General features: G+C 58.3%; 21 protein-coding genes. 15 read left to right on the top strand and 6 right to left on the bottom strand.

Annotated elements, in window-relative coordinates; genetic code table 11:
• The first annotated feature begins 8 nt into the window (after positions 1-8).
• From B30_RS08850 to B30_RS08795, 12 genes are read left to right on the top strand one after another with little or no spacing between them, the layout of a single operon-like run.
• Entirely contained in the window at positions 9-869 is an 861-nt protein-coding gene (locus B30_RS08850) for an ABC transporter permease (RefSeq protein WP_009571706.1), read from the top strand.
• A complete protein-coding gene (locus tag B30_RS08845; protein WP_009571705.1) occupies positions 862-1,653 on the top strand; it encodes an ABC transporter permease in 792 nt (263 codons plus the stop codon). The genes B30_RS08850 and B30_RS08845 overlap by 8 nt, the downstream gene beginning before the upstream one ends.
• A complete protein-coding gene (locus tag B30_RS08840) occupies positions 1,650-2,711 on the top strand; it encodes an ABC transporter ATP-binding protein (protein ID WP_009571704.1) in 1,062 nt (353 codons plus the stop codon). The genes B30_RS08845 and B30_RS08840 overlap by 4 nt, the downstream gene beginning before the upstream one ends.
• Positions 2,712-2,731: 20 nt before the next feature.
• A complete protein-coding gene (locus B30_RS08835; protein ID WP_009571703.1) occupies positions 2,732-4,009 on the top strand; it encodes a glycosyltransferase in 1,278 nt (425 codons plus the stop codon).
• Positions 4,006-4,365, top strand: coding sequence for a cupin domain-containing protein (locus tag B30_RS08830; protein ID WP_009571702.1), 360 nt, complete (start codon positions 4,006-4,008; stop codon positions 4,363-4,365). Before B30_RS08835 ends, B30_RS08830 begins: the two co-directional genes overlap by 4 nt.
• 12 nt (positions 4,366-4,377) lie before the next feature.
• Positions 4,378-4,722 carry a cupin domain-containing protein gene (locus B30_RS08825; RefSeq protein WP_009571701.1) on the top strand — a complete coding sequence of 115 codons (345 nt, stop codon included), beginning with the start codon at positions 4,378-4,380 and terminating at the stop codon, positions 4,720-4,722.
• The gene (locus B30_RS08820; protein WP_009571700.1) at positions 4,719-5,747 is read left to right on the top strand and encodes an aminoglycoside phosphotransferase family protein; all 1,029 of its coding nucleotides are present in this window, start codon (positions 4,719-4,721) and stop codon (positions 5,745-5,747) included. Before B30_RS08825 ends, B30_RS08820 begins: the two co-directional genes overlap by 4 nt.
• A 10-nt stretch (positions 5,748-5,757) precedes the next feature.
• Positions 5,758-7,263, top strand: a complete 1,506-nt coding sequence (locus tag B30_RS08815; protein ID WP_009571699.1) for an aldehyde dehydrogenase family protein — start codon at positions 5,758-5,760, stop codon at positions 7,261-7,263.
• Between the two features lie 16 nt (positions 7,264-7,279).
• Positions 7,280-8,773 carry an aldehyde dehydrogenase family protein gene (locus B30_RS08810; RefSeq protein WP_009571698.1) on the top strand — a complete coding sequence of 498 codons (1,494 nt, stop codon included), beginning with the start codon at positions 7,280-7,282 and terminating at the stop codon, positions 8,771-8,773.
• Positions 8,770-9,510 (top strand): NTP transferase domain-containing protein, encoded by a 741-nt coding sequence (locus B30_RS08805; RefSeq protein WP_009571697.1) that lies wholly within the window; start codon positions 8,770-8,772, stop codon positions 9,508-9,510. The genes B30_RS08810 and B30_RS08805 overlap by 4 nt, the downstream gene beginning before the upstream one ends.
• Positions 9,507-10,895 carry an NAD(P)/FAD-dependent oxidoreductase gene (locus B30_RS08800; RefSeq protein ID WP_009571696.1) on the top strand — a complete coding sequence of 463 codons (1,389 nt, stop codon included), beginning with the start codon at positions 9,507-9,509 and terminating at the stop codon, positions 10,893-10,895. The genes B30_RS08805 and B30_RS08800 overlap by 4 nt, the downstream gene beginning before the upstream one ends.
• 23 nt (positions 10,896-10,918) lie before the next feature.
• Complete coding sequence (locus tag B30_RS08795) at positions 10,919-11,284, top strand: cupin domain-containing protein (RefSeq protein WP_009571695.1); 366 nt, start codon at positions 10,919-10,921, stop codon at positions 11,282-11,284.
• A 986-nt stretch (positions 11,285-12,270) separates the two neighbouring features.
• Here the strand turns inward: B30_RS08795 and B30_RS08785 are convergent.
• Complete coding sequence (locus B30_RS08785) at positions 12,271-13,059, bottom strand: alpha/beta fold hydrolase (protein ID WP_009571693.1); 789 nt, start codon at positions 13,057-13,059, stop codon at positions 12,271-12,273.
• 86 nt (positions 13,060-13,145) lie between these two features.
• Between B30_RS08785 and B30_RS08780 the strand changes: the two genes are divergently transcribed.
• Complete coding sequence (locus tag B30_RS08780) at positions 13,146-13,523, top strand: MerR family transcriptional regulator (protein WP_009571692.1); 378 nt, start codon at positions 13,146-13,148, stop codon at positions 13,521-13,523.
• 289 nt (positions 13,524-13,812) lie between these two features.
• Here B30_RS08780 and B30_RS08775 read toward each other — a convergent pair whose 3' ends face one another.
• Both B30_RS08775 and B30_RS08770 read right to left on the bottom strand, forming a co-directional pair.
• Positions 13,813-14,442, bottom strand: a complete 630-nt coding sequence (locus tag B30_RS08775) for a class I SAM-dependent methyltransferase (protein WP_009571691.1) — start codon at positions 14,440-14,442, stop codon at positions 13,813-13,815.
• Positions 14,439-15,908 carry an MFS transporter gene (locus tag B30_RS08770; RefSeq protein ID WP_232616910.1) on the bottom strand — a complete coding sequence of 490 codons (1,470 nt, stop codon included), beginning with the start codon at positions 15,906-15,908 and terminating at the stop codon, positions 14,439-14,441. Before B30_RS08770 ends, B30_RS08775 begins: the two co-directional genes overlap by 4 nt.
• 81 nt (positions 15,909-15,989) lie before the next feature.
• Between B30_RS08770 and B30_RS08765 the strand changes: the two genes are divergently transcribed.
• The gene (locus B30_RS08765; protein ID WP_009571689.1) at positions 15,990-16,430 is read left to right on the top strand and encodes an Rrf2 family transcriptional regulator; all 441 of its coding nucleotides are present in this window, start codon (positions 15,990-15,992) and stop codon (positions 16,428-16,430) included.
• 169 nt (positions 16,431-16,599) lie between these two features.
• On the opposite strand, the gene prfB is transcribed toward B30_RS08765, so the two are convergent.
• Both prfB and B30_RS08755 read right to left on the bottom strand, forming a co-directional pair.
• On the bottom strand, positions 16,600-17,724 hold the full coding sequence (gene prfB, locus B30_RS08760) for a peptide chain release factor 2 (protein ID WP_009571688.1): 1,125 nt from the start codon (positions 17,722-17,724) through the stop codon (positions 16,600-16,602).
• Positions 17,725-17,846: 122 nt separating this feature from the next.
• A complete protein-coding gene (locus tag B30_RS08755) occupies positions 17,847-20,351 on the bottom strand; it encodes a penicillin-binding protein 1A (protein ID WP_009571687.1) in 2,505 nt (834 codons plus the stop codon).
• A 130-nt stretch (positions 20,352-20,481) separates the two neighbouring features.
• Between B30_RS08755 and B30_RS08750 the strand changes: the two genes are divergently transcribed.
• Positions 20,482-21,153 carry a class I SAM-dependent methyltransferase gene (locus B30_RS08750; RefSeq protein ID WP_009571686.1) on the top strand — a complete coding sequence of 224 codons (672 nt, stop codon included), beginning with the start codon at positions 20,482-20,484 and terminating at the stop codon, positions 21,151-21,153.
• Between the two features lie 47 nt (positions 21,154-21,200).
• Here B30_RS08750 and B30_RS08745 read toward each other — a convergent pair whose 3' ends face one another.
• A complete protein-coding gene (locus B30_RS08745) occupies positions 21,201-22,070 on the bottom strand; it encodes an aldose 1-epimerase family protein (protein ID WP_009571685.1) in 870 nt (289 codons plus the stop codon).
• Positions 22,071-22,200 lie beyond the last annotated feature (130 nt).

Here is a 22,200-nt window from a genome sequence, read left to right as displayed (position 1 = left end):
GATCTTCTATGTCCACTGACCGCCGTCCCATGATCTTGATGACCCCGGCCATGCTTTGGCTGTTTGGGTTGATGGTTGTGCCCTGTGTGCTCATCCTCGTGCTCGCCTTTTTCCGGCGCGGCGTTTACGGCGGGATTGAGTATACGGTCACACTTGAAAACCTCGCGCTGGTGTTTGACCCGCTGTATTTCAAGATTTTCCTGAAATCCGCCGGGATCGCCGGGCTCTCTGCCGCCATTGCCTGTGTACTGGGCTATGCTGCGGCCTATGCCATTGCCGCGATGCCACGTCGCCACCAATCCATGCTGTTGTTCTTTGCCGTGCTGCCGTTCTGGTCGAACTATCTGGTGCGCACCTATGCGTGGATCGTGTTGCTGAACCGCGAAGGCTTGATCGTGAACCTCGCGCGCTGGCTTGGGTTTGAGGGCGAATTGCCCAGCATGTTGTACTCCGAGCAAGCCGTGATCATCGGTTTGGTCTACAACTATCTGCCCTTCGTCATTCTCAGCTGTTACGCGCCACTGTCGCGTCTGAACCCCGATATTTCCGAGGCCTCGCGCGATCTGGGCGCGTCTGGATGGACCACGTTTCGCCGTGTGACGCTGCCAATGACGGTGCCGGGGATTGCCACGGGGTTTGTCTTTGTCTTCGTCCTCTCGATCGGCAATTTCGTGACCCCCGCGCTGCTTGGTGGAGGCCAGTTCCAGATGATCGGCAACCTTGTCTACGCCCAATTCCTGACCGCGAATGATTGGCCGTTTGGTGCGGCGCTCTCGATGGTGTTGATCGCGGTGATGCTGGGTCTCTTGATGTTGCAAGCTGTGGTGGCCGAGCGCGCCTCTGGTCGCAAAGGAGCGCAAAATGGCTGATCGCAACACATTCCGCCTGATGTTGATCATCCTCGGCGTGATCTTCGCCTTTCTCTACATCCCGATTTCGGTGCTGGTGGGCCTGTCCTTTAACGAAGGTGGCCTCCCGACCGCTTGGACCGGATTTTCGTTCAAATGGTATGGTGCCTTGCTTGAGAATGAAGACATCCTCAAAGCGGCGGGCAACACTTTGATCGTGGCGATTTTTTCGACCCTCTTGTCCACGCTTTTGGGCAGCCTTTTGGCCATCGGCGTCGAAATCCGCCGTCGCAATGGCAAATGGTTGGAAACCCTCATTTTCGCCCCGATGATCATTCCCGACATCGTTTTGGCCATCGCTTTGTTGTCGTTTTTCTCGCTGATTGGCGTGAAGATGGGGCTGCATACGATCATCGTCAGCCATGTCGTGTTCAACCTGGCCTTTGTCTGTGCCGTGGTGCGGGCGCGGTTGAAAAACTTTGACTGGTCGATTGTCGAAGCCTCCGCCGATCTCGGCGCCTCGACATTCACCACGCTCAAACGCGTCATCATTCCGGTGTTGATGCCCGCCATCGTTGCGGGCGCGCTTTTGGCCTTCACCCTCTCGGTTGACGAATTCATCATCGCCTTTTTCACCGCCGGGGCCGGACGCGCCTCAATCACTCTGCCGATGCAGATTTTCGCGATGATCCGCTTTGGGGTGACCCCTGAAATTAACGCTCTGGCCACGCTGGTGATGGCGGTCTCGGTGATCGCACTGGCCCTCTCCCAACGACTGAACAAAGGAGGCTTGCCCGGCCAATGACCCAATCGTTTTTAAGCATCAAAGACGTCTCCAAGACCTTTGGCACTGTGCAAGCTGTTGATGGCCTGTCGCTGGACATTCGCAAGAACGAGTTCTTCGCGCTCCTCGGTGCATCGGGCAGTGGCAAAACCACGCTGTTGCGCATGCTCGCAGGGTTTGAAGACCTCTCGGCCGGTGACATCACGCTGGAGGGCACATCCATCGCCGGACTCGCGCCCAACCAGCGGCCTTTGAATCTGATGTTCCAATCCTACGCGCTGTTCCCGCATATGACCGTGGCGCAAAACATTGCCTACGGGCTTGAAATGGACCGTCTGCCGAAAGCGGAAATCGCAGCGCGGGTCAATGAGATCCTTGAGGTCATTCAGCTCGGCCATTTGGCCAAACGCAAACCCGAACAACTTTCGGGTGGGCAACGCCAACGGGTCGCCCTGGCGCGGGCTTTGGTGAAACGGCCAAAGGTGCTTTTGCTCGACGAACCGCTCGGCGCGTTGGACAAAAAACTGCGCAGCGAGATGCAGCTTGAACTCAAACGGTTGCAGCATGAGTTCGGTATCACCTTTATCATCGTGACGCATGACCAAGAAGAAGCCCTGGTTATGGCCGACCGCATCGCCATCATGAAGGATGGCAAACTTTTGCAGGTCGGCACCCCGCATGACATTTACGAAGCGCCGCAAAGCAAATTTGCCGCCGACTTTATCGGGGTGATGAATTTCCTGCCTGTCGAGAAAAAAGGCACCAATTTCGTTGGCGCGGATGGCAGTGTGATCCGATCCGAAAGCGTGACCGAGATCGCCAAGAATGGCGCGGCCATCGCCGCCATTCGTCCAGAACGGCTCCATGTCACCGGCACCGGCGAAAACCAGTTGAGCGGTGAGATCGCCGCGGTGGCCTATCACGGTCTTGATCTGTTGCTGCATATCAAAACGCCGCTCTCTGACACGCCGGTGATCTCGCGGATGACCGCAGATGAGGCGGACGGCCACGCCCCCGAGGTCGGCCAAAGCATCACCGTGCAGTGGTCCGCCAAAGACACCCATATTTTCCCAAATTGAACCCCGTCAAAGGAGTCACCATGGAACAGAAAACCTTCGCCCTTTTCCCCGAAGCCGCCTACGGTCCCGCGTTGAATTCGGTCGGGATTGCACAAGCCTTGACCAAAATGGGACATAAAGTGGTATTCCTGTCCGATCCGGGCTTTGTCGAGATTTACCAAGGCTACGGATTTGAGGCCCATCCCGTGGCCCTCTCGGAACCGATGCCACCCGAACAGATGGCGAAATTCTGGGAAGATTTCATCAACGGTCACATCCCCAATTTCCGCAAAGCGCCGATTGATCAGATCGACAATTACGTCAAGGAATGTTGGGAGGCGATTGTTGACAGCGCCAAATGGGCACAAAAAGATTTGCCCGCCGTTTTGGACCGGATCAAACCCGACGTGATTGCCGTCGATAACGTCATCCTGTTCCCGGCGATCAAACAATATGGCGTACCATGGGTGCGGATCATTTCGTGTTCTGAAAACGAGATCGAAGACCCGGCCATCCCGCCGCATCTCTCCGGCATGTCGGAAAACGACACCGAGGGCCACGCAGCCTTCCGCGCCAAGTTCGAAGACGTCATTGCCCCGATCCATGCGGATTTTAACGCCTTCCTCGCAGAGTGCGGCGAAGACGCGTACAAGATCGGCGAGTTTTTCGAAGCCTCCCCCTACATGAACATGATGCTCTATCCGCAGCCGCTGACCTACAAGCGTGAGACCCCTCTTGACCCGGCGCGGTTCCAGTACCTCGAAGGCTGCGTGCGCGAAGATGCCGCCTATGAAGTGCCAACATTTGCCGCCAACAACGACGGTCCGCTGCTTTATGTCTCCTTCGGCTCGCTGGGTTCTGGCGACACCGACCTTTTGAAACGGCTGATCACCCTGATCGGCAAGACCCGCTATCGCGCCTTGTTCAATGTCGGCGATTACAAAGACGAATACTCCGACATCCCGCCCAATGTGATCATCGAAAGCTGGTATCCGCAGCCCTCCGTCATCCCGCAAGTCGATGCGGTGATCCATCATGGCGGCAACAACTCCTTCACCGAGTGTCTGTATTTTGGCAGACCCGCAATCATCATGCCCTATGTTTGGGATGGCCATGACAACGCAATGCGCGTGCAAGAAACCGGCTACGGTTTCCGTTCGGATCGCTATGAATGGAGTGACGAAGAAATGATCGCCAAGATCGAGGCCTGTCTGACTGATACAGACATGGCCGACCGCCTGGCCATGATTTCCAAGCATATGCAGTCCTGCGAAGGGCCCCTTAAAGCCGCGAAACTATTGGCGGGGTTGGTCGCATGACAAACCTTTCCTCTTCCGCGCCGCATATTCACGGTGCCGCCACGTTTGACGATCTCGCGGATTGGGGCGCACAGCCCGATGCCCTTGCAGGTGCATCGCAGTCCACCGGGCGGCTCCTGTTCAAAGGGCCAAACAATAGCCCCGAAACCGGCATTTGGGTCTGTACCCCCGGCACATGGCGGCTTTCGGTGCCGCGCGACGAGTTTTGTTACTTTATCTCCGGGCGCGCCCAATACCGCAGCGATGACGGCGAGGTGATCGACATCACCCCCGGCACCGCTGTGGTGTTTAAGGCCGGATGGACCGGCGTGGCCGAGATTTTTGAGACAACCCGCAACAGCTACATGCTCACCTAAGGGATTTGAGAGATGACAACACCTGTTTTAAGAAACCCGACTGCGCTCACCGAGACCGTCGATTGGGGCATCATCCCCACCATGATCGAGGGCGAGTCCCACGTCAGCGGCGTGGTGATGCACAAAGGGCCTGAGGGCCAGTCTGAATGCGGGGTGTGGATTTGCACCCCCGGCACATGGGAGTGCCATGTGACCTCTGACGAGTTCTGCCATTTCCTTGAGGGGCGCTGCACCTATGTCCATGAAAGCGGTGAGGTGATTGAAATCACCCCCGACACGGCGGCGTTTTTCCCGAAAGATTGGAAAGGCGTCTGCACCGTCCATGAGACCATCAAAAAGGTCTATATGATCCGATGACCGTGCTCTGTGCCCCCACCAAACTTGATCCGCCCATTGCTTCGTTTCTGGCGCGCCATGGGCAGGCTGCGGCACAGGTGTCGGCGCTGCCCGGCGATGCCTCGGCGCGGCGGTATTTCCGCCTGACGGATACGGGGCTGTTGTTGATGGATGACCGCACCGACCCGGTGGGCTTTGCCGCGTTCCTGCGGTTGGCGCGGCATCTGTCGAGCTTGGGCCTGAGCGCCCCGCGGGTTGTGGGGGTAGACCCGGCGGTGGGGCTTGCCCTGATCGAAGATTTCGGCACGGCGACCTATGGCAATTTGCTAACCTCCGGGCATGATGAAACCGAGCTTTATGAATTGGCGATTGATGCTTTGGTGCATCTGCACAGCCAACCGACCGCAATTGAGGTGACCGTTCCGGCCTATGATCGGCCGGTTCTGCTCGAAGAAGTGTCGCGGTTCTCCCATTGGTTCGTCCCGGCGTTTCGCCCTGATCTGGACGCGACTGTGTTCGACGCCCGGTTCTCACGGCTCTGGGACACCGCCTTTGCGCCACTGGACGAGCAGTTGAACGCTTTGGTTCTACGTGACTTTCACATCGACAACCTGATGTTGTTGACCGATCGCCAAGGCGTCGCGCGCTGTGGCCTGCTCGATTTCCAAGACGGCGTGATCGGCGCGGGGGAGTATGATCTCATGTCCCTGCTGCAAGATGCGCGCCGCGATTTGGCACCCGGATTGGAACAGGCGATGTTGGATCGGTACCTCACCGCCATCCCGGACCGTTGCGGCAGCAAAGATGAGATCCTGCACCGATATCACCTTTTGGCGGCACAGCGGCACACCCGCTTGGCCGGACAATTCCTGCGCCTGTGCAAACGCGATGGCAAGCCCGGCTATCTGACCTTCATGCCCCGCGTGATACGCCAGATGCAGACCGCCTTAGAGGCCGCCAATCTCTATGAGATCACAGATTTTATTGACCAGACGTTGCCCGGCTGGCGCGACGCTGGACCCGCATTTTCGCGGATGAATACGTAAGGATACCGCTATGACTGACATTCTCAACGCCTGTTATTTTGTGTCGCCAGACTTCACCAAAAGTGCGGGGGGCACACAGGATGTGATCGACCCGGCGACGCTCAACACCGTTGGCCAGCGCGCGGAAGTGACGGCGTCGGAGATCGACGCGGCCCTCACTGCCGTGGCAGCGGCGCAATCGAAATGGCAGGCGACGGATGCCAAAAGCCGCGCCAAGATGCTGCACGATCTCGCCAATTTCATTGAGACCGCCGACCTCACCCATTGCGCCATCGTGATGAGCCGCGAAATGGGCAAGCCCTATCCCGAAGCCATCGGTGAACTGGCCAATTGCGCACCGATTTTTCGCTACTACGCCGAAATGGCGCGCGACGAGGCCGGCAAAGTCGCGGGCACCACTCAAATCGGCTCGCTGCAATTCGCCAAATATGAACCGCTGGGCATTTCCGTACATATCATGCCGTTTAACTTTCCAGTGTTGTTGATGTGCTGGACTGTGGCTGCGTCCTTGGCCGCAGGGAACGGCTGTGTCATCAAACCGGCCGAGGCGACAACGCTCTCGACGCTGGAATTTATGAAAGTGTTCCGTCGTCTGCCCGAAGGCCTTGTGGCCTGTCTGCCCGGCGGCGCCGAAGTCGGCAAGGCACTGGTCGCAAGCCCTCGCACCCATGCGGTGGCCTTCACCGGCTCCGTGGCCGCAGGTCAAGCCGTGGCCATGGCCGCCGCGTCCAAACTCAAACCGGCCGTGATCGAGGCGGGCGGCTCCGACCCGATGATCATCTCCGCTCATGCGCCAATCGACGTGGCCGCCGCCGGGGCAGTGACCGGGGCCTTCCACATGTCGGGTCAGGTTTGCACCTCGACCGAGCGGCTGTACGTCGTCGATGCGGTGCACGATGCCTTTGTCGCGGCGTTCAAAGCCGAAACCGCACGTCTTCGCATCGGCAATGGGTTGGATAAATCCGAAATCGGTCCGCTGGTGAGCAAAGCCGCCCGCGATAAGGTGGAACGCCTTGTGGCCGATGCGCTCGCCAAAGGTGCCACGCTGGTCTGCGGCGGGCGCGTGCCGCCGTCCCAGACCACCGGATGGTTTTACGAGCCAACGATTTTGACCAATTGCACCACCGAGATGGACATCCTGCATGAGGAATGTTTCGGCCCGGTCGCCGCGATTGTGCGGGTGCCGGATTTCGATGCCGCCATTGCGGGCGCCAATGCCTCTGAATTCGGCCTTGGCGCGTCTATTTTCACCACCTCGCTCGAAGAGGCCCATGAGGCGCATGAGCTGCTTGAGGCTGGGATGGTTTGGATCAACAACCCGATGATTGACAATGATGCCCTGCCCTTTGGCGGCTGGAAAAACTCCGGTATTGGGCGCGAGTTGGGGCGGATGGGGCTTGAGACCTTCCGCCGTTCGAAAATGGTGATCTTGGACCACAAACCGGTGCGGCAAGACTGGTGGTATCCTTACCCGGATGACTGGTTCCTGGATGCAGGCGGGCGCAAAATTTCCTAATCGGGAGGCAGAGATCATGCAGACGACCGAACTTTATATCGACGGCGCTTTTGTGGCCCCGGCTGAGGGCGACAGCTTTGAGGCGATCAATCCGGCCACCGAAACGGCCTTTGCCCGCATTGCTGCGGGCGGGGCAACGGATGTGGACCGGGCCGTGCGTGCCGCGCGACGGGCCTTTGACCAGGGTCCGTGGCCAACCCTGCCCGCAACTGCGCGCGCAGCGGCGTTGCGGCGCATCGCGGCGGGGATCAAAGCGCGGCTGCCGGAAATCGCAGCGGTCGAGACCCGCGACAATGGCAAGCCGATTCCAGAGGCCGAATGGGACATTGGCGATGCGGCCTTTGTGTTTGAATATTACGCCGAACTGGCCGAGGCGCATGAGCGCGACGGAGCAACCACCGTCGATGTCGGCGATCCCACATTCACCAGCACGGTGTCCACCGAACCTTTGGGGGTGGTCGGTGCCATCACGCCATGGAATTTCCCGATGCTCATGGCAGTTTGGAAAGTCGCTCCGGCGCTGGCGGCGGGCTGTACGGTGGTGCTCAAACCCTCAGAATTCTGTTCGCTGAGCTGCGCGCTTTTGGCCGAAGTCATTGATAACGCCGATCTACCGCCCGGCGTCTTTAACCTGATCACCGGCACCGGGCCGGAGGCCGGCGCACCGCTGTCCGATCACCCGCTGGTGGACAAGCTCGCCTTTACCGGGTCGACCGCAACCGGGCGCAAAATCATGACGGCGGCGGCGGCGGGCATCCGCACCGTGTCCTTGGAACTTGGCGGCAAATCCCCCTTTGTCATTTTCGCCGACAGCGACATCGACAAAGCAGTCGAATGGATCATGTTCGGCATTTTTTGGAACAAGGGCGAGGTGTGTTCCGCCACTTCCCGCGTCTTGGTCGAGCGCAGCCTCTATCCCGCTTTGCTCGCGCGGCTAAAACAAGCGGCAGAGGCAATCACGATTGGCGCCGGAGACGCGCCAGGCGTCAAACTCGGGCCGATTGTGTCAAAGCCTCAATATGACAAAGTCATGGCCGCGATTGCGGCGGGCAAAGCCACAACGGCGCGACTGGTGAGTGGGGGCGGACGTCCCGAAGGGGTTGAGACCGGCTATTACATCGCGCCCACGATCTTTGCCGATGTGCCACGTGAGGCCGCGATTTGGCGCGAGGAAATTTTTGGCCCCGTTGTTTGCGTGAACCCGTTTGACACCGAAGACGAAGCCCTCACACTGGCCAATGACAGTGTGTATGGGCTTGCCGGTGCGGTGATGTCGGACGATCTGGAGCGCTGTGAACGGGTCGCGGCCAAGCTGCGCGCGGGGGTCATTTGGGTCAACTGTTCGCAGCCCACATTCACGCAAGTGCCATGGGGCGGCTATAAATCCTCAGGCATCGGACGCGAATTGGGCACGGCGGGTTTTATGGCCTTTCGCGAGACCAAACAGATCACCCGCTATGACCACACCCAAACCTGGGGTTGGTATTTAGATCCGGCAGACCCGTCATGAGCCAGACACCGATTGCCGCCGTTGTGCTTGCGGCTGGAAAAGGCACGCGGATGGGCTCTGATCTGCACAAGGTACTGCACCCTTTGGCCGGGCGGCCAATGTTGGACCATTTGCTCGACAGTTTGGACGAGCTCGGCGCGTCCCAGCGGGTTTTGATCGTCGGCGCAGGGCGGGAGCAGATCACGCGGGCCTATCCCAACGAAACAACCGCGCTACAAGAACCGCAGCTTGGCACAGCCCATGCGGTGCAAATGGCAGCGCCTGCGCTCAAAGCGTTTCACGGCGTGGTGCTTGTGCTATATGGCGATGTGCCCTTGGTCACCACGGCGACAATGCGGCGGCTATGTAAGGCGGTCGATGCAACCAATGCCATGGCGGTGTTGGGCTTTCGCCCAAACGACACGCGTAGCTATGGCCGCCTTGTTACCGATGCCAAAGGCGGGTTGGAGCGGATTGTTGAGCATGCCGAGGCCACGGACGGAGAACGGAGCATCGGGCTTTGCAATTCCGGCATTGTCGCCCTGCGCTCTGACATCCTTTGGCCGTTGTTGGCCACCGTGAAAAATGACAACAGCAAAGGCGAATATTATCTCACCGACCTTGTCGCCCTCGCCCGCGCCGATGGTCACTCTGTGGCCTGTGTCGAAGCGGATGAGGACGAGGTCACGGGCGTCAATTCCCAAGCCGAACTGGCCGCTTTGGAACAACGCCTGAGCAGAGTAGGAGGCATGCGATGACAAGCGACATGCGGTTGAGCGCTGCCCAACCCCTTCCGTTTTGGACTACGACCGTCCCGACTTTGCCCGCTTGCCTTCCGGCCACCTCCGATCTGTCCTGTGATTTGGCGATTGTCGGCGGTGGCTTTACCGGATTGTGGAGTGCGCTGAAGGCCCGCGAACGTCACCCTGACGCTACGATTGTTGTGCTTGAGGCCAAGCGATGCGGCCAAGACGCCAGTGGGCGCAATGGCGGCTTTTGTGCCCCATCTATTTCGCATGGCGTGTCCAATGCGCTCACCCGCCACACAGGCGAGGCGGAGCGATTGATCCGGCTTGGACGTGACAATCTTGATCACTACGCACGAGACCTTGAGCACTACGGGATGAATGCGGGGTTTGAGCGCTCCGGCAAACTCAATGTCGCAGCAACGCCATGGCAGGCACAGGGGTTGCAAGACATGGCGCGCAACTATGCCCGCTTTGGCATCGAACACAGTCTGCTGTCAGGTGCGGAGTTGGCCGATAAACTCGACAGTCCGGTCTATTCCGCCGGTCTGTTTGAACCGAATTATGCGCTGGTTGATCCGGCGCGCACAGTGGCCGAGCTGCGCCGGGTCTGTTTGCAGCAAGGTGTTACGATTTGCGAAAACTCCGGTGTCTCCAAGCTGTCCCGCGATGGCACCGTCCTCCAGTTGGACACCGCCCAAGCGGTGATCCGCGCCAAACAGGTGATCTTGGCGACGAACGCGGCCAAGCCCTTGCTCAAGCGCCTGAGCTTGTCCTTCATCCCAATTTTTGATTACTCGCTGGTGACCGAACCGATGACCGAGGCGCAATGGGCCAGCATCGGTTGGACAGACCGCTATGGTATCGCTGATTGCGGCAACCAGTTTCACTATTTCCGCAAAACCGCCGACAATCGGATGCTTTGGGCCGGGTATGACGCGATTTATCACTACGGCAGTGATCGCAGTGACGCCTTGTTGCAGCGCGACGAGAGTTTCCAGCGGCTGGCAGACCAGTTTTCGGCCGCCTTCCCGTCCCTTGCGGATGTGCGATTTGACCACGCCTGGGGCGGTATCATCGACACCTCGGCCCGCACCACCTTTTTCTCTGGTTTGGCCTATGGTGGTCAACTGGCCTATGCAATGGGCTTTACCGGACAGGGCGTCTCCGCCAGCCGCTTTGCCGCCTTGACCATGTTGGATCTGTTGAATGGGGCCGACACTGAACGCACGCGGTTGAAAATGCCACGCCGCTGGGCGGTGCCTTTTCCGCCCGAACCGATCCGCAGCATGGCCGTCAAAATGGCACAAAAAGATTTGGCCCGCGAAGATGAAACAGGCCACCGTGGCGCTACTCTGCGCCTTCTGGATGCCTTTGGCATTGGCCTCGCATCTTGACGCTACATTTTGATAGGACAGATATGACGAACCCCGCCCATGTGATTGCCTTTGAAACAAATGGCGCCCCGCGCGCAACCCGCGTGGACGATCCCGCCTTGGTCGATGCGCCCTATGATAGCAAAAGCTGGCGCTGTTTTGAAAGCACAGATGGACGCGCGCTCAGCGGCATTTGGGAAGCTGGCCCGCATTTGGAACGCTGCGCCTGCGACTATGACGAGATGTGTCATATTTTGGAGGGCCAAGTGCGCCTGACGGATGCAGAGGGTGCGCAGCGGGTCTTTGGTCCCGGTGACAGTTTTGTTGTGGCGGCTGGTTTTGTCGGCACATGGGAAAATCTGACCCATGTGCGCAAGGTGTTTTTCATCCTGACTGCCGCTGCCATCTAACGCCTCTGTCTCGCCGTGGCCGAACCGGCTTGGGACAGCGCCACTTTAGAGTGAGCTGTCTGAACGGATCATAGCGCCACAGCATCGTCTAAAGGATAAATCGGGCGCGGAACGCGACAATACTTTAAACGCCCACCCCGCGGGCTGGCCAAGCCGCCACCATCAACAAGGGCAATGCGTGCAGCATAGGGCGAATAGGCCGCCCGGAAAGCCTGTACCAGTGTTGAGTGTCATCCGGCGGTGCATGGTCGGCTATAGGCGCGAGCTTTGATTGAAACTCCGCGTCTACGGCTTCGTCGAATTGAGGTGCCCCTAGATTTGTAGACGCTTTGCGTCGCGGCTGATATTCAAAGTCTTGAAGGATTTGAAGGACGGGAAATGTGCCAGAAAAAACCTTCGCTGGCTTTTGAGCAATGGCGTCACGTGATCCGGTAACTCGTCGCGCAACATCGTACATCAAATCCTCGCGTTTACGGCTCTGTGTTGCGTCGAGAGGATACGGAAGATAGCAACCTCGTTTTAGTTGATCCTATGCCAGAAACCACTCTTTTCGATTTGGGAGGCTTACAGGACGCTCTCGCAGAGGCCTTGAACGTCAAGGTTGATGTCAAGACGCCTGGAGATCTTCCGGAGCGGATCAGTGATCGCGCGCGTGTTGCGGGAAGCCGTTCCGGTTTGACGGCGACAAGCGCCTCTGATGCTCGTTGAAAGGCAGATGAGTTCAATTGCGACGCAGGCAAAGAAGGCCAAAACGGCCCAGAGGAGACAGTCACCGCCCCCGCCAACGCCGCGTTGCAGCTTTCGCCTTCCAGACGTTCATGCGCCTCGCAGCATTTTTCCGACCGAGCGGCGACTGTGCGGACAAAACCGCCCGTCACTTTTGTAATGTGAAGGACGGCATTGGATCGTGTTTCTACCTGCGAGAAGTGGCGCGCCCGTGGCTCTGTCGTGCTCTAGGAAGCGCTGTTGCCACCCTATGTATGGCGTCAGTCGTGAAAAAACCGCGTTAGCAACTCTGCAATCGGCTTCGGTGTTTCCATCAAAGCCAGGTGTGGCCCGTCGATCCAATCGAGCGTGGTACGGCCGATGCCATCCGCCAGAGCGATCGAGGCCTTGGGGTCAACCATCTGATCCTGCTGATTGCCAAGTACCAACGTATGAGCGCGAATATCTGCCAGATCGCTTGAGACATCGACTTGGAGGTCGAGTTCGGCCTGCCGCGCGATACCTTGCCAGTTGCTGCTTGCCACCATTTCGGCAACGACCGACTCCATATCGTCTATTCCTGCGAGGAAGGCGCGGCTGAAGCCTGTCAACAGCATGAGCCGTGCGAGCGATGCCGGGTCCCGCCGTGCAAGATCCGCCCAGTGCCGAAACTGCATCTGCGACCGAGGATCAGCTCCAGTGACAAAGCCACCGACTAGGACGAGCCGTTCGATCCTGTCTGGCTGGCGGGCCGCAAGCCGAGCTGCAACAGCAGCGCCGAGGGAGAAGCCCAACAAATCGAAGCTCTCGACGCCGGCATGGTCCACCGCAGCCAGCACTTGCCCGGCCAGCCGGTCCAGTGTCAGGGCCTTGGCGGGATCATCTGTCAGCCCGGCCCCTGCGTAATCAGGCCGGATTACCCTTCGGGCAGACAGGTAGGGCATCACGCCAGAAAAGTTCGCCTCACCGTCCCCTCCTGTCCCATGCACCAGCACCAGAGGCCGCCCCTCACCGTCGTCACGATAACCAACGCGGGCACCGTCATGCTGCAAATGTTCTATTTTCGACATGATTCTGTTCTCCGACTTGATGTGTCGGCTCTCGTCATGCACCCTGACAGCGTTGTTAGGGTCAAATGAAAAATGGAGATATATCAATGCAGATCGGAGAAATTTCTCAGCGCTGTGGTATCACCGTCCGGATGTTGCGCTTTTACGAGGCCGAAGGCTTGCTCCAGCCGCACCGAACCGGCAGCGGCTATCGCGACTATTCTGAAGCCGACCTCGAAGAGGCAAAGCGGATAAAACAGTTGGCGGATGCCGGCCTGACGGTCGAGGCGATGCACGACCTTTTGCCCTGCATCATCAGCCCGAAGCCGACGTTCCACCCCTGTGACCGCTTGCGCGCCCGGCTTGAAGGTGAAGTGGCGAAACTGGACCAGAGGCTGGCGGATATGGAGCGGTCCCGGTCCCAGATTGTCGGCTACTTAGCTGATCTGCCAGTGGATACCCTCGTCCCCATGTCTCAGGACTAAGGCATTTACACTGTAGCCAGTTTTTCTAAAGACTGCCTCGCTGAACAGTGCCTATGAATGGATTGAAGGGCCGTCAGAGCCGCCCTTCTTGCCTTGCGCAGCATTGATCAAAGAGGGCTCTCCGGGTACTTTCGCCGCGCTGGTGTCGGGTGACCGGTTCGGAGTTCATCGCTCTACGCTTTGCGGCGCATGAAATGGTAAATTGCCGGACAAAGCGAGCATTCACTATTGCTGAGCCAATGACCGCTTTGAAAAACGCTCGCCTCCGGAAAACGTTCAAGAACCGTGATTAACTCCGCTCAATGGCAATGACTGTGTCAATCACTACAGCGCTCTGCCCGTCCGGGCCTGTCGCAGCTCGTTCGATGGGTCCGACAAAGACGTTCCGCCAATCGTCTGCGTTAACAGCCAGGTCCGCCAGCTCGTCTTGTGCAGTTGGATAGACCGTATCTGGATCAGCCCATGACCAAGGCGCGCGTGAACCATGTGCAACGATCAAAAGAAGCCCGCCTTGTGCGACGGATTGTACGGCACGGCGCAGCGCCTGAACCCGCCCAAAATCGACCGGTGAATGGAAAAACATCGCTGTCACCAAGTCGAATTTTCCAGTTGGAAAGGTCATACCCAGGTCATGCCGTTCAAATGTCGTTCGATCCGAGACGTTCGCTTCCTGCGCGGATGCACGGGCCGCACTCAATGCGGCCTCGGCAACATCAACCCCTGTGACCGTCCATCCTTGCTTTGCCAGCCAGATTGCGTCGTCGCCACGGGCGCACCCCAGTTCAAGCGCGGTTCCGATTGGTCGCGCCTCGACAAACTGCTTCAAAACGGCGGAGACACGGCCGCCAGACGGACGAGTCATTTTGGCGTAGTGTGGTTCCCAAAAATCTTGCGAGGGGTTTGATGATTTATCGGTCATTGTGGGGGCTTTCTGTTGCGATAGGCTGACACTCCAAGGCCGAGGGCCAAGGCCGCAAAGACGGCCATCGAATAGAGCGTGGCTTGTGACGCGGCATGGACAAAACGGGACGCGGCCTCTGTGCCCACTTCCATTTCGTCCTCACCGAGCAGAGAGAAGAATATCTGACCTGCGATTGCGATACCGAGGGCAGCGCCGACTTGTTGGAAAGCTTGCATGGCACCAGAACCGGCCCCTGCATCTTGCGCTTCAACGCTCGACATAGTGACCTGAAACAGCGACATGACCGCCGTTCCCATGCCAAAGCCGCAGATGATCAACGGCACGGTGAACAGATACGGGTTCAGGTCAGTCCCCACGCCGTTGATCACGACCCGAAGTCCAATCATGCCGATCGTCAGAAGTGCAGCACCGCACGCAATTCTGAGTGTCAGATACGCGTTTCCAAAGCGTGATGTGAGTGTGGACGCCAGCATAACGCCAACAGGGAAAGGCGTGGTCACAAGGCCGCTTTGCAGGGCTGACAGGCCAAACCCGGATTGCAGGAAGATGGCGAGGACAAGGAACAGACCGGGGATGCCGGAGAAGAATAAGATCACCAACCCAAGGCGGATCAGGTAGGGCCGGTTTTGCAAAAGTCCCTCGGGCATCAGCGCGGACAAGCCGCGTTTGCTCAGGCGACGTTCCCAAAGCACAAAGCCGACCATCATTGGCACACAGGCCAAGAGTGCCGCAAACGTCCACCAAGGCCAGCCAAGGACGCGACCCTCGATCAGCGGCAGGACCAAAAGAACGATTGCCCCGGCAAACAATCCCGTTCCGATCCAGTCGGGGCGCAATGTGGTGTCAGTCTCCAGATCAGGGACAAAGCGCATGGCGCCGATCAAGGCGACCATACCAAGCGGAACATTGATCAGGAAGGCCAGCCGCCAGCCCAGCCCCGCGAAATCAGCGGTAATCACCGCGCCGCCAATGATCGGCCCTGCGACGACGCCAAGGCTGGAGACTGTACCAAACAGACCAAAGACCCGGGCCTTTTCATCCGGTGGAAAGATCACATGCACAATCGCAAGAACCTGCGGCACCATCATGGCGGCGAAACTACCCTGCGCCGCGCGGGCCGCAATCAAGGTCAGTATATCAGGTGCGACCCCGCAAAGAACGGATGCGACAGTGAACCCAAACAGGCCCCACAGGAACATACGGCGGCGTCCGAACACATCACCGAAGCGCCCAAAGGGCAGCAGGCCCACGGCAAGGGCAAGAACGTAGACTGCCGCCACCCATTCAAGCTGGGTCGCTGTCGCACCCGTGTCCACTTGTATGCGCGGTAGGGCGACATTCACGATGCTGACGTCAATCAGGTTCATGAAGCTGGCAAGGAACAGAACGGCCAAGGCCATCCACCTGTCGGAGCGCGGCTTGTGCTGAGACACATCGGCCATGGTACTTTTGAAAATATTCATGTAACATCAAATGTACCATAACACACCAAGAGTCAATCTCTTGTGTTTTCAAATGTTACATATGAGCGATGGAGACTCAAAATGCGTCAGGATAAAAGACTTTCCCGCGTTCTTCATGCCCTTCTCCATCTTGACGGCATGGACGAGCCAGCAACATCAGAATTGATCGCGCAGATGTTGCAGACCAATTCCGCCGTGGTGCGACGCACGATGGCAGGGCTGCGCGATGCGGAAATTGTCACGTCCACGAAAGGGCATGGTGGCGGCTGGATATTGATCAAGCCGTTGAGCGAAATCACCCTGCTTTCCATTTACAAGGCCCTAGGATCACCGACCTTGTTTGCGCTTGGCAATGATGAGGATGAGCCAACCTGTCTGCTTGCCCGCGAAGCGAACGCCGCCACGACCGAAGCGTTGAACGCAGCGCGGATTCAATTTGAGCGATCACTTGGCGCAGTGACGGTCGCCCAGCTCACAGCAGGCTGGCGACAAGAAATGGCGAACTGCAACGTAGCTTCATAGGTTTTGAGCAAGAGAGTCGCAACGATATCATAAGGCAAGTGATCAAAAGCAAATCACGTAAGTGGACATTCATGCACCGCGCAGCATCATGCACTTTGGGCTCAACCCCGCCATTCGCTGCATCCATGCTCAATGGCGGCTTCGGCGCAACTACACTCTCCGCCAGACTTCACTCCCCTTGAGCATCCGCGCGTGATTTCCCCGACACGTTGAGCGCTAAGGTGGCGGCCATGAAGCCGTCGAGGTCGCCGTCCAGAACGCCTTTGGTGTCGGAGGTTTCAAAGTTGGTCCGAAGGTCTTTGACCATTTGATAGGGCTGCAACACGTAGGAGCGGATTTGGTTGCCCCAGCCGGCGTCACCGGCGTTTTCGTGCGCTTCATTCACCAAGGCGGAGCGTTTGTCCAATTCCATTTGGTACAAGCGCGATTTGAGGGCCTTCATCGCGATGTCACGGTTTTGGTGTTGCGATTTCTCAGAGGAGGTCACCACGATCCCGGTTGGAAAGTGGGTGATCCGCACGGCGGAGTCGGTGGTGTTGACGTGCTGACCGCCCGCCCCCGACGAGCGATAGGTGTCGATGCGGATGTCGGAGGGGTTCACCTCGATCTCGATATTGTCATCCACCACCGGGTAGACTTTGACCGAGGTAAAAGACGTGTGGCGCTTGGCGGCGCTATCAAACGGCGAGATGCGGACGAGACGGTGGACGCCAGACTCGGATTTCAGCCAGCCATAGGCATTGGGACCGGAGATTTTATAAGCGGCGGATTTGATGCCCGCCTCTTCGCCCGCGCTCTCGGACTGCAATTCGACCTTATAGCCCTTTTTCTCCGCCCAACGGACATACATCCGCGCCAACATTGAGGCCCAGTCACAGGACTCGGTGCCGCCCGCGCCGGAGTTGATCTCAAGGAACGTGTCATTGCCATCGGCCTCGCCATCCAACAACGCCTCAAGCTCTTTCTCAGCCGCCGTTTTGGTCAGCGCCATCAGCGCCGCTTCGGCCTCGGCGATGACCTCTTGGTCCTCTTCCATCTCGCCCATTTCAATAAGCTCGATGTTGTCTTTCATATCCTGTTCGATGGATTTCGCGGTGTTCACCGCATCCATCAACATCTGGCGCTCGCGCATCAGTTTTTGCGCCCGCTCGGGATCGTCCCACAGGGTCGGGTCCTCGATCATCGCGTTGAATTCCTCAAGCCGATGCGGCGCAGTTTCCCAATCCAGCCGCTGCTTGAGCAGCGCCACGGATTTTTCGATTTTGGCCACAGTGTTTTGGATTTCAGCGCGCACGGGTGTCTTACCTTATTCTTGTCTCAACGATCAAAGCGTCTCAGGGGCTCAGCGTGTGTGGAGATTTACGCGCACCGCCCCCAAGAAACAAGGGGGCGGACAGGCGGATCTTGCGAAAGGGTTTAATACAGCCCGCCCGAGGACAGCGAGTTGATCTTGGCCTTTTCGGGCACTTTAATCACCTTGCCCGTCGACGTCTGAACCTCGCGTTGACCACTGCCATCGCCAGCGCCTGACACCAAGGGCAAATCCGCCCCCATGGCAAAGCCACCATCATACATCAGCCCAAAGATCGGTTCTTCGCCATCGCGGAAATATTCGGCCACCACATTCGGACCCGAAGCCTCATCATTGAGGCGGGCCCCCGTATAGCGGTCGATTTTGATGAAATGCCCGCCCGGTGGCACTTTGAACTTGCCACCGCCGTATTTTTTCACCGCGTCTTGCATGAAGGCGTCAAACACCGGACCACAAAACCCGCCGCCCGATGCCCCAGACATTGCCCGCGGCGTGTCAAAGCCGATGTAACACCCCGCTACGATGTTGGAGGTAAAGCCAATGAACCACGCGTCTTTGCCGTCATTGGTGGTCCCGGTTTTCCCCGCCACGGGGACGTTCAAATGCACCTTGCCGGCGGCGGTGCCGCGCGAGACCACGCCCTGCATCATCGAAGTCAATTGATAGGCGGTGATCGCGTTCATCACCCGTTCGCGGTTGGCCGTAATGGTCGGAGCTTTGCCCGGCGCAAGTGTGGCGACCTCGCATTCGGGACAGGCACGTTGATCATGTTTGTAGATGGTGCGGCCCCAACGGTCCTGCACCCGGTCGACCAGCGTCGGTTCCACCCGCTCGCCGCCATTGGCGAACATCGCATAGGCCGAGACCATTTTGAACACGGTGGTTTCTTCGGCGCCCAAAGCGGAGGCCAGATATTGCCCCATGTGATCGTAAACGCCAAAGCGTTCGGCATACCGCGCCACCGTGTCCATACCGACCTCTTGCGCCAGACGGATGGTCATCAGGTTCCGGGACTGTTCGATCCCGGTACGCAAGGGCGTGGGCCCGTAAAAGGTGCGCGAGGCGTTTTTCGGACGCCAGACACCTTGGGGTGTGTTGATCTCGATCGGGGCGTCCACGATAATCGTCGCCGGTGTAAAGCCACTGTCCAAAGCCGCCGCATAGACGAAAGGTTTGAACGAAGACCCCGGCTGACGCGTGGCCTGTGTGGCGCGGTTGAACACCGAGTTCTGATAGCTAAAGCCCCCCTGCATCGCGATCACGCGGCCGGTGTTGACGTCCATCGCCATGAACGCGCCCTGCACCTGTGGCACCTGCCGCAGGCTCCAACGGATCAGATCGCCCTCACCATTGTTGCCGGTGGTCATACGCCGGATATGGACAACATCGCCGCGTTCAAAATTGTCGCTGAACCCGCCTTTGATCCATTTGATGTCCTCGCGCGGCACGGTGACTTCGCCGACCTGTTCGACCATCACCGTCATCTCGGAGGCGCCAATGGTGTTGACCGCGCCGACCGACCATTTGCCATCGAGCGTCACGTCACGTGCCACATTCACAGTCCCAAGCGCATTTTCCCATGTGCCATCCTCCAGCGTGGCGACATCAATCGTCTTGCCCGTGCCGCGCCATTGGCCCCGGCCCCGGTCCAACTCTTCGAGCCGCTTTTGCAACGCATGGGCGGCGCTGGTTTGCATCTCCGGATCCATGGTGGCGCGGATTGAGAGGCCACCTTCAAAGAATTCCTCTTCACCAAAGTCCTTGGACAATTGGCGGCGGATTTCGTCGGTGAAATAATCGCGCGGCGGCAGGCTTGCACGGAAGCTCTCGTAATCACCGTTTTGCACCGATTTGATCGGTTTTTCCCGCGCCGTTTCGTAGTCCGCCTGGCTCAAATAGCCGTTTTCATACATCTCGCGCAAAACGAAATTGCGCCGTTTGAGCGCCGCGTCATAGTTTTTCACCGGGTGATAGGAATAGGGCGCTTTCGGATGAATCGCCAAAAATGCCGCCTCTTCCGGGGACAGCTCCGAGAGCGATTTGTTGAAATAAGACTGCGCCGCAGCCGTCACCCCAAAGGAGCGCACGCCAAGGTCGATCTCGTTGAGATAGAGCCCAAGGATTTGATCCTTGGTCAGGGTCTGTTCCAACCGGGTGGCCAGGATCAACTCTTTGATTTTACGTTCAGCGGAGCGATCCGAGGAGAGCAAAAAGTTTTTCATCACCTGTTGCGTGATGGTCGATGCGCCGCGCAGGGTGCCGCCTTTGGCCGCCTCAAGCGCCGCCGCCGCCATGCCGCGCAGATCATAGCCGTGATGGGTGTAGAAATTTTTATCCTCTGCCGACACAAACGCATATTTCACCAGATCGGGGATTTCTTCAGGTGGGGTATACAGGCGGCGTTCCTTGGCAAATTCGTCGATGATTTTGCCCTCGCCGGAATAAATCCGCGAAATCGTCGGTGGCGTGTATTGCGCCAAGGCTTCGTGATTGGGCAAATCGCGCCCATACATCCAAAAAATCCCGCCGATGACCACAGCCAACAGAAAGGCCCCCGTGGTCACCCACGAGAAAATTGTGCCGAAAAAAGAGAGAATAAATCGAAGCACGTGTTTGCCTTTCCCACCACCTGACCCGGCCCTGACTCGCATCAACGCCCGATCTTTGCTCCTCCTTATACAGGCACGACCTCCGGGTCAAAACATCCCCCGCGCAAATGTGAGCAGAAAGACGCCGCTTGTGATCGCGCCCGATACAGTTAGGCTTGCCCTGCCCCGTCTGCCCCCCTATCTGCTGGTCACCATGACACCCGAAAATATCTTGCCCACCTACGAACGCCAAGCCAAAGGCTTTGATCGCAACCGCAGCAAGGCCCTGTTTGAACGGGTCTGGCTGGACCGGCTTTTGGCCCACGCCCCGCAAAGCACCGGCAAACGCCGGGTGCTTGACCTTGGCTGTGGCGCAGGTCGTCCGATCGCACAATATCTGGTGGATCGCCGGGTAGAGGTCACAGGCGTCGACGGCGCGGCGGCCATGGTCGCCTTGTTCCAAGAGAACCTGCCCAATGTGCGGGTGTTTCACGAGGACATGCGCGGGCTCGACCTGCAAGAGACCTTTGATGCGGTGATCGCATGGGACAGCTTCTTTCACCTCTCGAAAGACGACCAGCGGGCGATGTTCAAAACCTTCGCCCACCACCTCGCGCCCCGTGGCGTGTTGCTGTTCACTTCGGGTCCTGAGGACAGCGAAGTCATCGGCAATGTCGAAGGCGAAGAGGTCTACCACGCCTCGCTTGGACCCGACGAATACCGCGCCCTGATGACCGAGCAAGGCTTGGAGGTGCTGCGCTATGTGCCCGAAGACCCCGAATGCGATTTCCACACAGTATGGATGGCGCGTTTGGCGGGGTGACGGGGCTGTCAGGTCTTGCCAGCCAATACCGCGGCGGACATCCCAATTCACATCCGAACTGTCACCTCATAGCCAAACTCCACTACCGCCTCGGGCGCGAGTGCGATGCTGTTCGGGCGCTGCGATATTTGCGGGCCATCCCCGGTGTAAGAGGCCGTGCCATGCCATGGTTCAATGCACAAAAAAGGCGCGCCTTTCGGGCGCCAGAGCGCCAGATCGGGAAGATTATGGAACTGAAATTCCAAAGTCAGTCCTTTGGCGGGACCATAACGCAACGCCTCTGATCCATTCGGAAAAACCAGCGCCCCTTCGGTGAACAGATCCTCATCAATCGCAAGTTTACCCTCGACGAATGGGCTGGGAAGCGGCTGCGGATCGAGCAATCCGTCATCGAGTTTATGCATATCAGGGGTGCTGTGCGTGGCAAGTGTGACGTAATGCGCCGCCCGCCCGGCATTGGGCAGCGGCCAACAAAATGCCGGATGGAAACCAAAGCCAAAAGGCATGGTCTGGGCGCTGTTGTTTTGCACCTGCGCTGTGACCTGTACAGTGTTTCTCTCCAGTCGGTGCGTCACTTTTAGCGTAAAGTCAAAGGGATAGACCGCCAAGCTTTTAGAATTCTGTGTAAGGATATGGCTGCACGACACATCTGTTTGGTCTTGAAGCGCAAAGAGGCTCCGCCGGGCAAATCCGTGTTGGGACATCGGCGCTTTATGATCGGCAACCGCAATCACATCATCCACCGCTCGCCCAACGATTGGAAACAAAACGGGCGCGCGGCCAGACCAAAAAGTGGCATCCCCGTTCCAAAGCAGATCGTCCCCGGCCGAGGTCCGCAAACTTTGCATTTCCGCGCCCAAAGGCGCGACCTCAAGACTGAGGAAATCATTCTGCAACACGCAGCGCGGGGCAGTCATAGCCCCGCTCCCTGAGCGTTCAACACCGTGCGCATCACGACAGGCCCTGACCGCAGTTCAACTCTGTTCAAAAAATGGAGGTTTGCCATCACTTCCTCACCCAAGATATGACACCACAAAATAGATTTTT

Source organism: Celeribacter baekdonensis B30 (assembly GCF_000299875.1).
GTDB classification, from domain to species: Bacteria; Pseudomonadota; Alphaproteobacteria; order Rhodobacterales; family Rhodobacteraceae; genus Celeribacter; species Celeribacter baekdonensis_A.
The sequence above is the reverse complement of the archived record's forward strand: the minus strand, read 5'-3'. Positions and strand labels throughout refer to the sequence as shown.

Coding starts and splice junctions, on each gene's coding strand:
- B30_RS08850 (WP_009571706.1), top strand. CDS start 9: ATGTCCACTGACCGCCGTCCCATGATCTTGATGACCCCGGCCATGCTT.
- B30_RS08845 (WP_009571705.1), top strand. CDS start 862: ATGGCTGATCGCAACACATTCCGCCTGATGTTGATCATCCTCGGCGTG.
- B30_RS08840 (WP_009571704.1), top strand. CDS start 1,650: ATGACCCAATCGTTTTTAAGCATCAAAGACGTCTCCAAGACCTTTGGC.
- B30_RS08835 (WP_009571703.1), top strand. CDS start 2,732: ATGGAACAGAAAACCTTCGCCCTTTTCCCCGAAGCCGCCTACGGTCCC.
- B30_RS08830 (WP_009571702.1), top strand. CDS start 4,006: ATGACAAACCTTTCCTCTTCCGCGCCGCATATTCACGGTGCCGCCACG.
- B30_RS08825 (WP_009571701.1), top strand. CDS start 4,378: ATGACAACACCTGTTTTAAGAAACCCGACTGCGCTCACCGAGACCGTC.
- B30_RS08820 (WP_009571700.1), top strand. CDS start 4,719: ATGACCGTGCTCTGTGCCCCCACCAAACTTGATCCGCCCATTGCTTCG.
- B30_RS08815 (WP_009571699.1), top strand. CDS start 5,758: ATGACTGACATTCTCAACGCCTGTTATTTTGTGTCGCCAGACTTCACC.
- B30_RS08810 (WP_009571698.1), top strand. CDS start 7,280: ATGCAGACGACCGAACTTTATATCGACGGCGCTTTTGTGGCCCCGGCT.
- B30_RS08805 (WP_009571697.1), top strand. CDS start 8,770: ATGAGCCAGACACCGATTGCCGCCGTTGTGCTTGCGGCTGGAAAAGGC.
- B30_RS08800 (WP_009571696.1), top strand. CDS start 9,507: ATGACAAGCGACATGCGGTTGAGCGCTGCCCAACCCCTTCCGTTTTGG.
- B30_RS08795 (WP_009571695.1), top strand. CDS start 10,919: ATGACGAACCCCGCCCATGTGATTGCCTTTGAAACAAATGGCGCCCCG.
- B30_RS08785 (WP_009571693.1), bottom strand. CDS start 13,059: ATGTCGAAAATAGAACATTTGCAGCATGACGGTGCCCGCGTTGGTTAT.
- B30_RS08780 (WP_009571692.1), top strand. CDS start 13,146: ATGCAGATCGGAGAAATTTCTCAGCGCTGTGGTATCACCGTCCGGATG.
- B30_RS08775 (WP_009571691.1), bottom strand. CDS start 14,442: ATGACCGATAAATCATCAAACCCCTCGCAAGATTTTTGGGAACCACAC.
- B30_RS08770 (WP_232616910.1), bottom strand. CDS start 15,908: ATGAATATTTTCAAAAGTACCATGGCCGATGTGTCTCAGCACAAGCCG.
- B30_RS08765 (WP_009571689.1), top strand. CDS start 15,990: ATGCGTCAGGATAAAAGACTTTCCCGCGTTCTTCATGCCCTTCTCCAT.
- B30_RS08745 (WP_009571685.1), bottom strand. CDS start 22,070: ATGACTGCCCCGCGCTGCGTGTTGCAGAATGATTTCCTCAGTCTTGAG.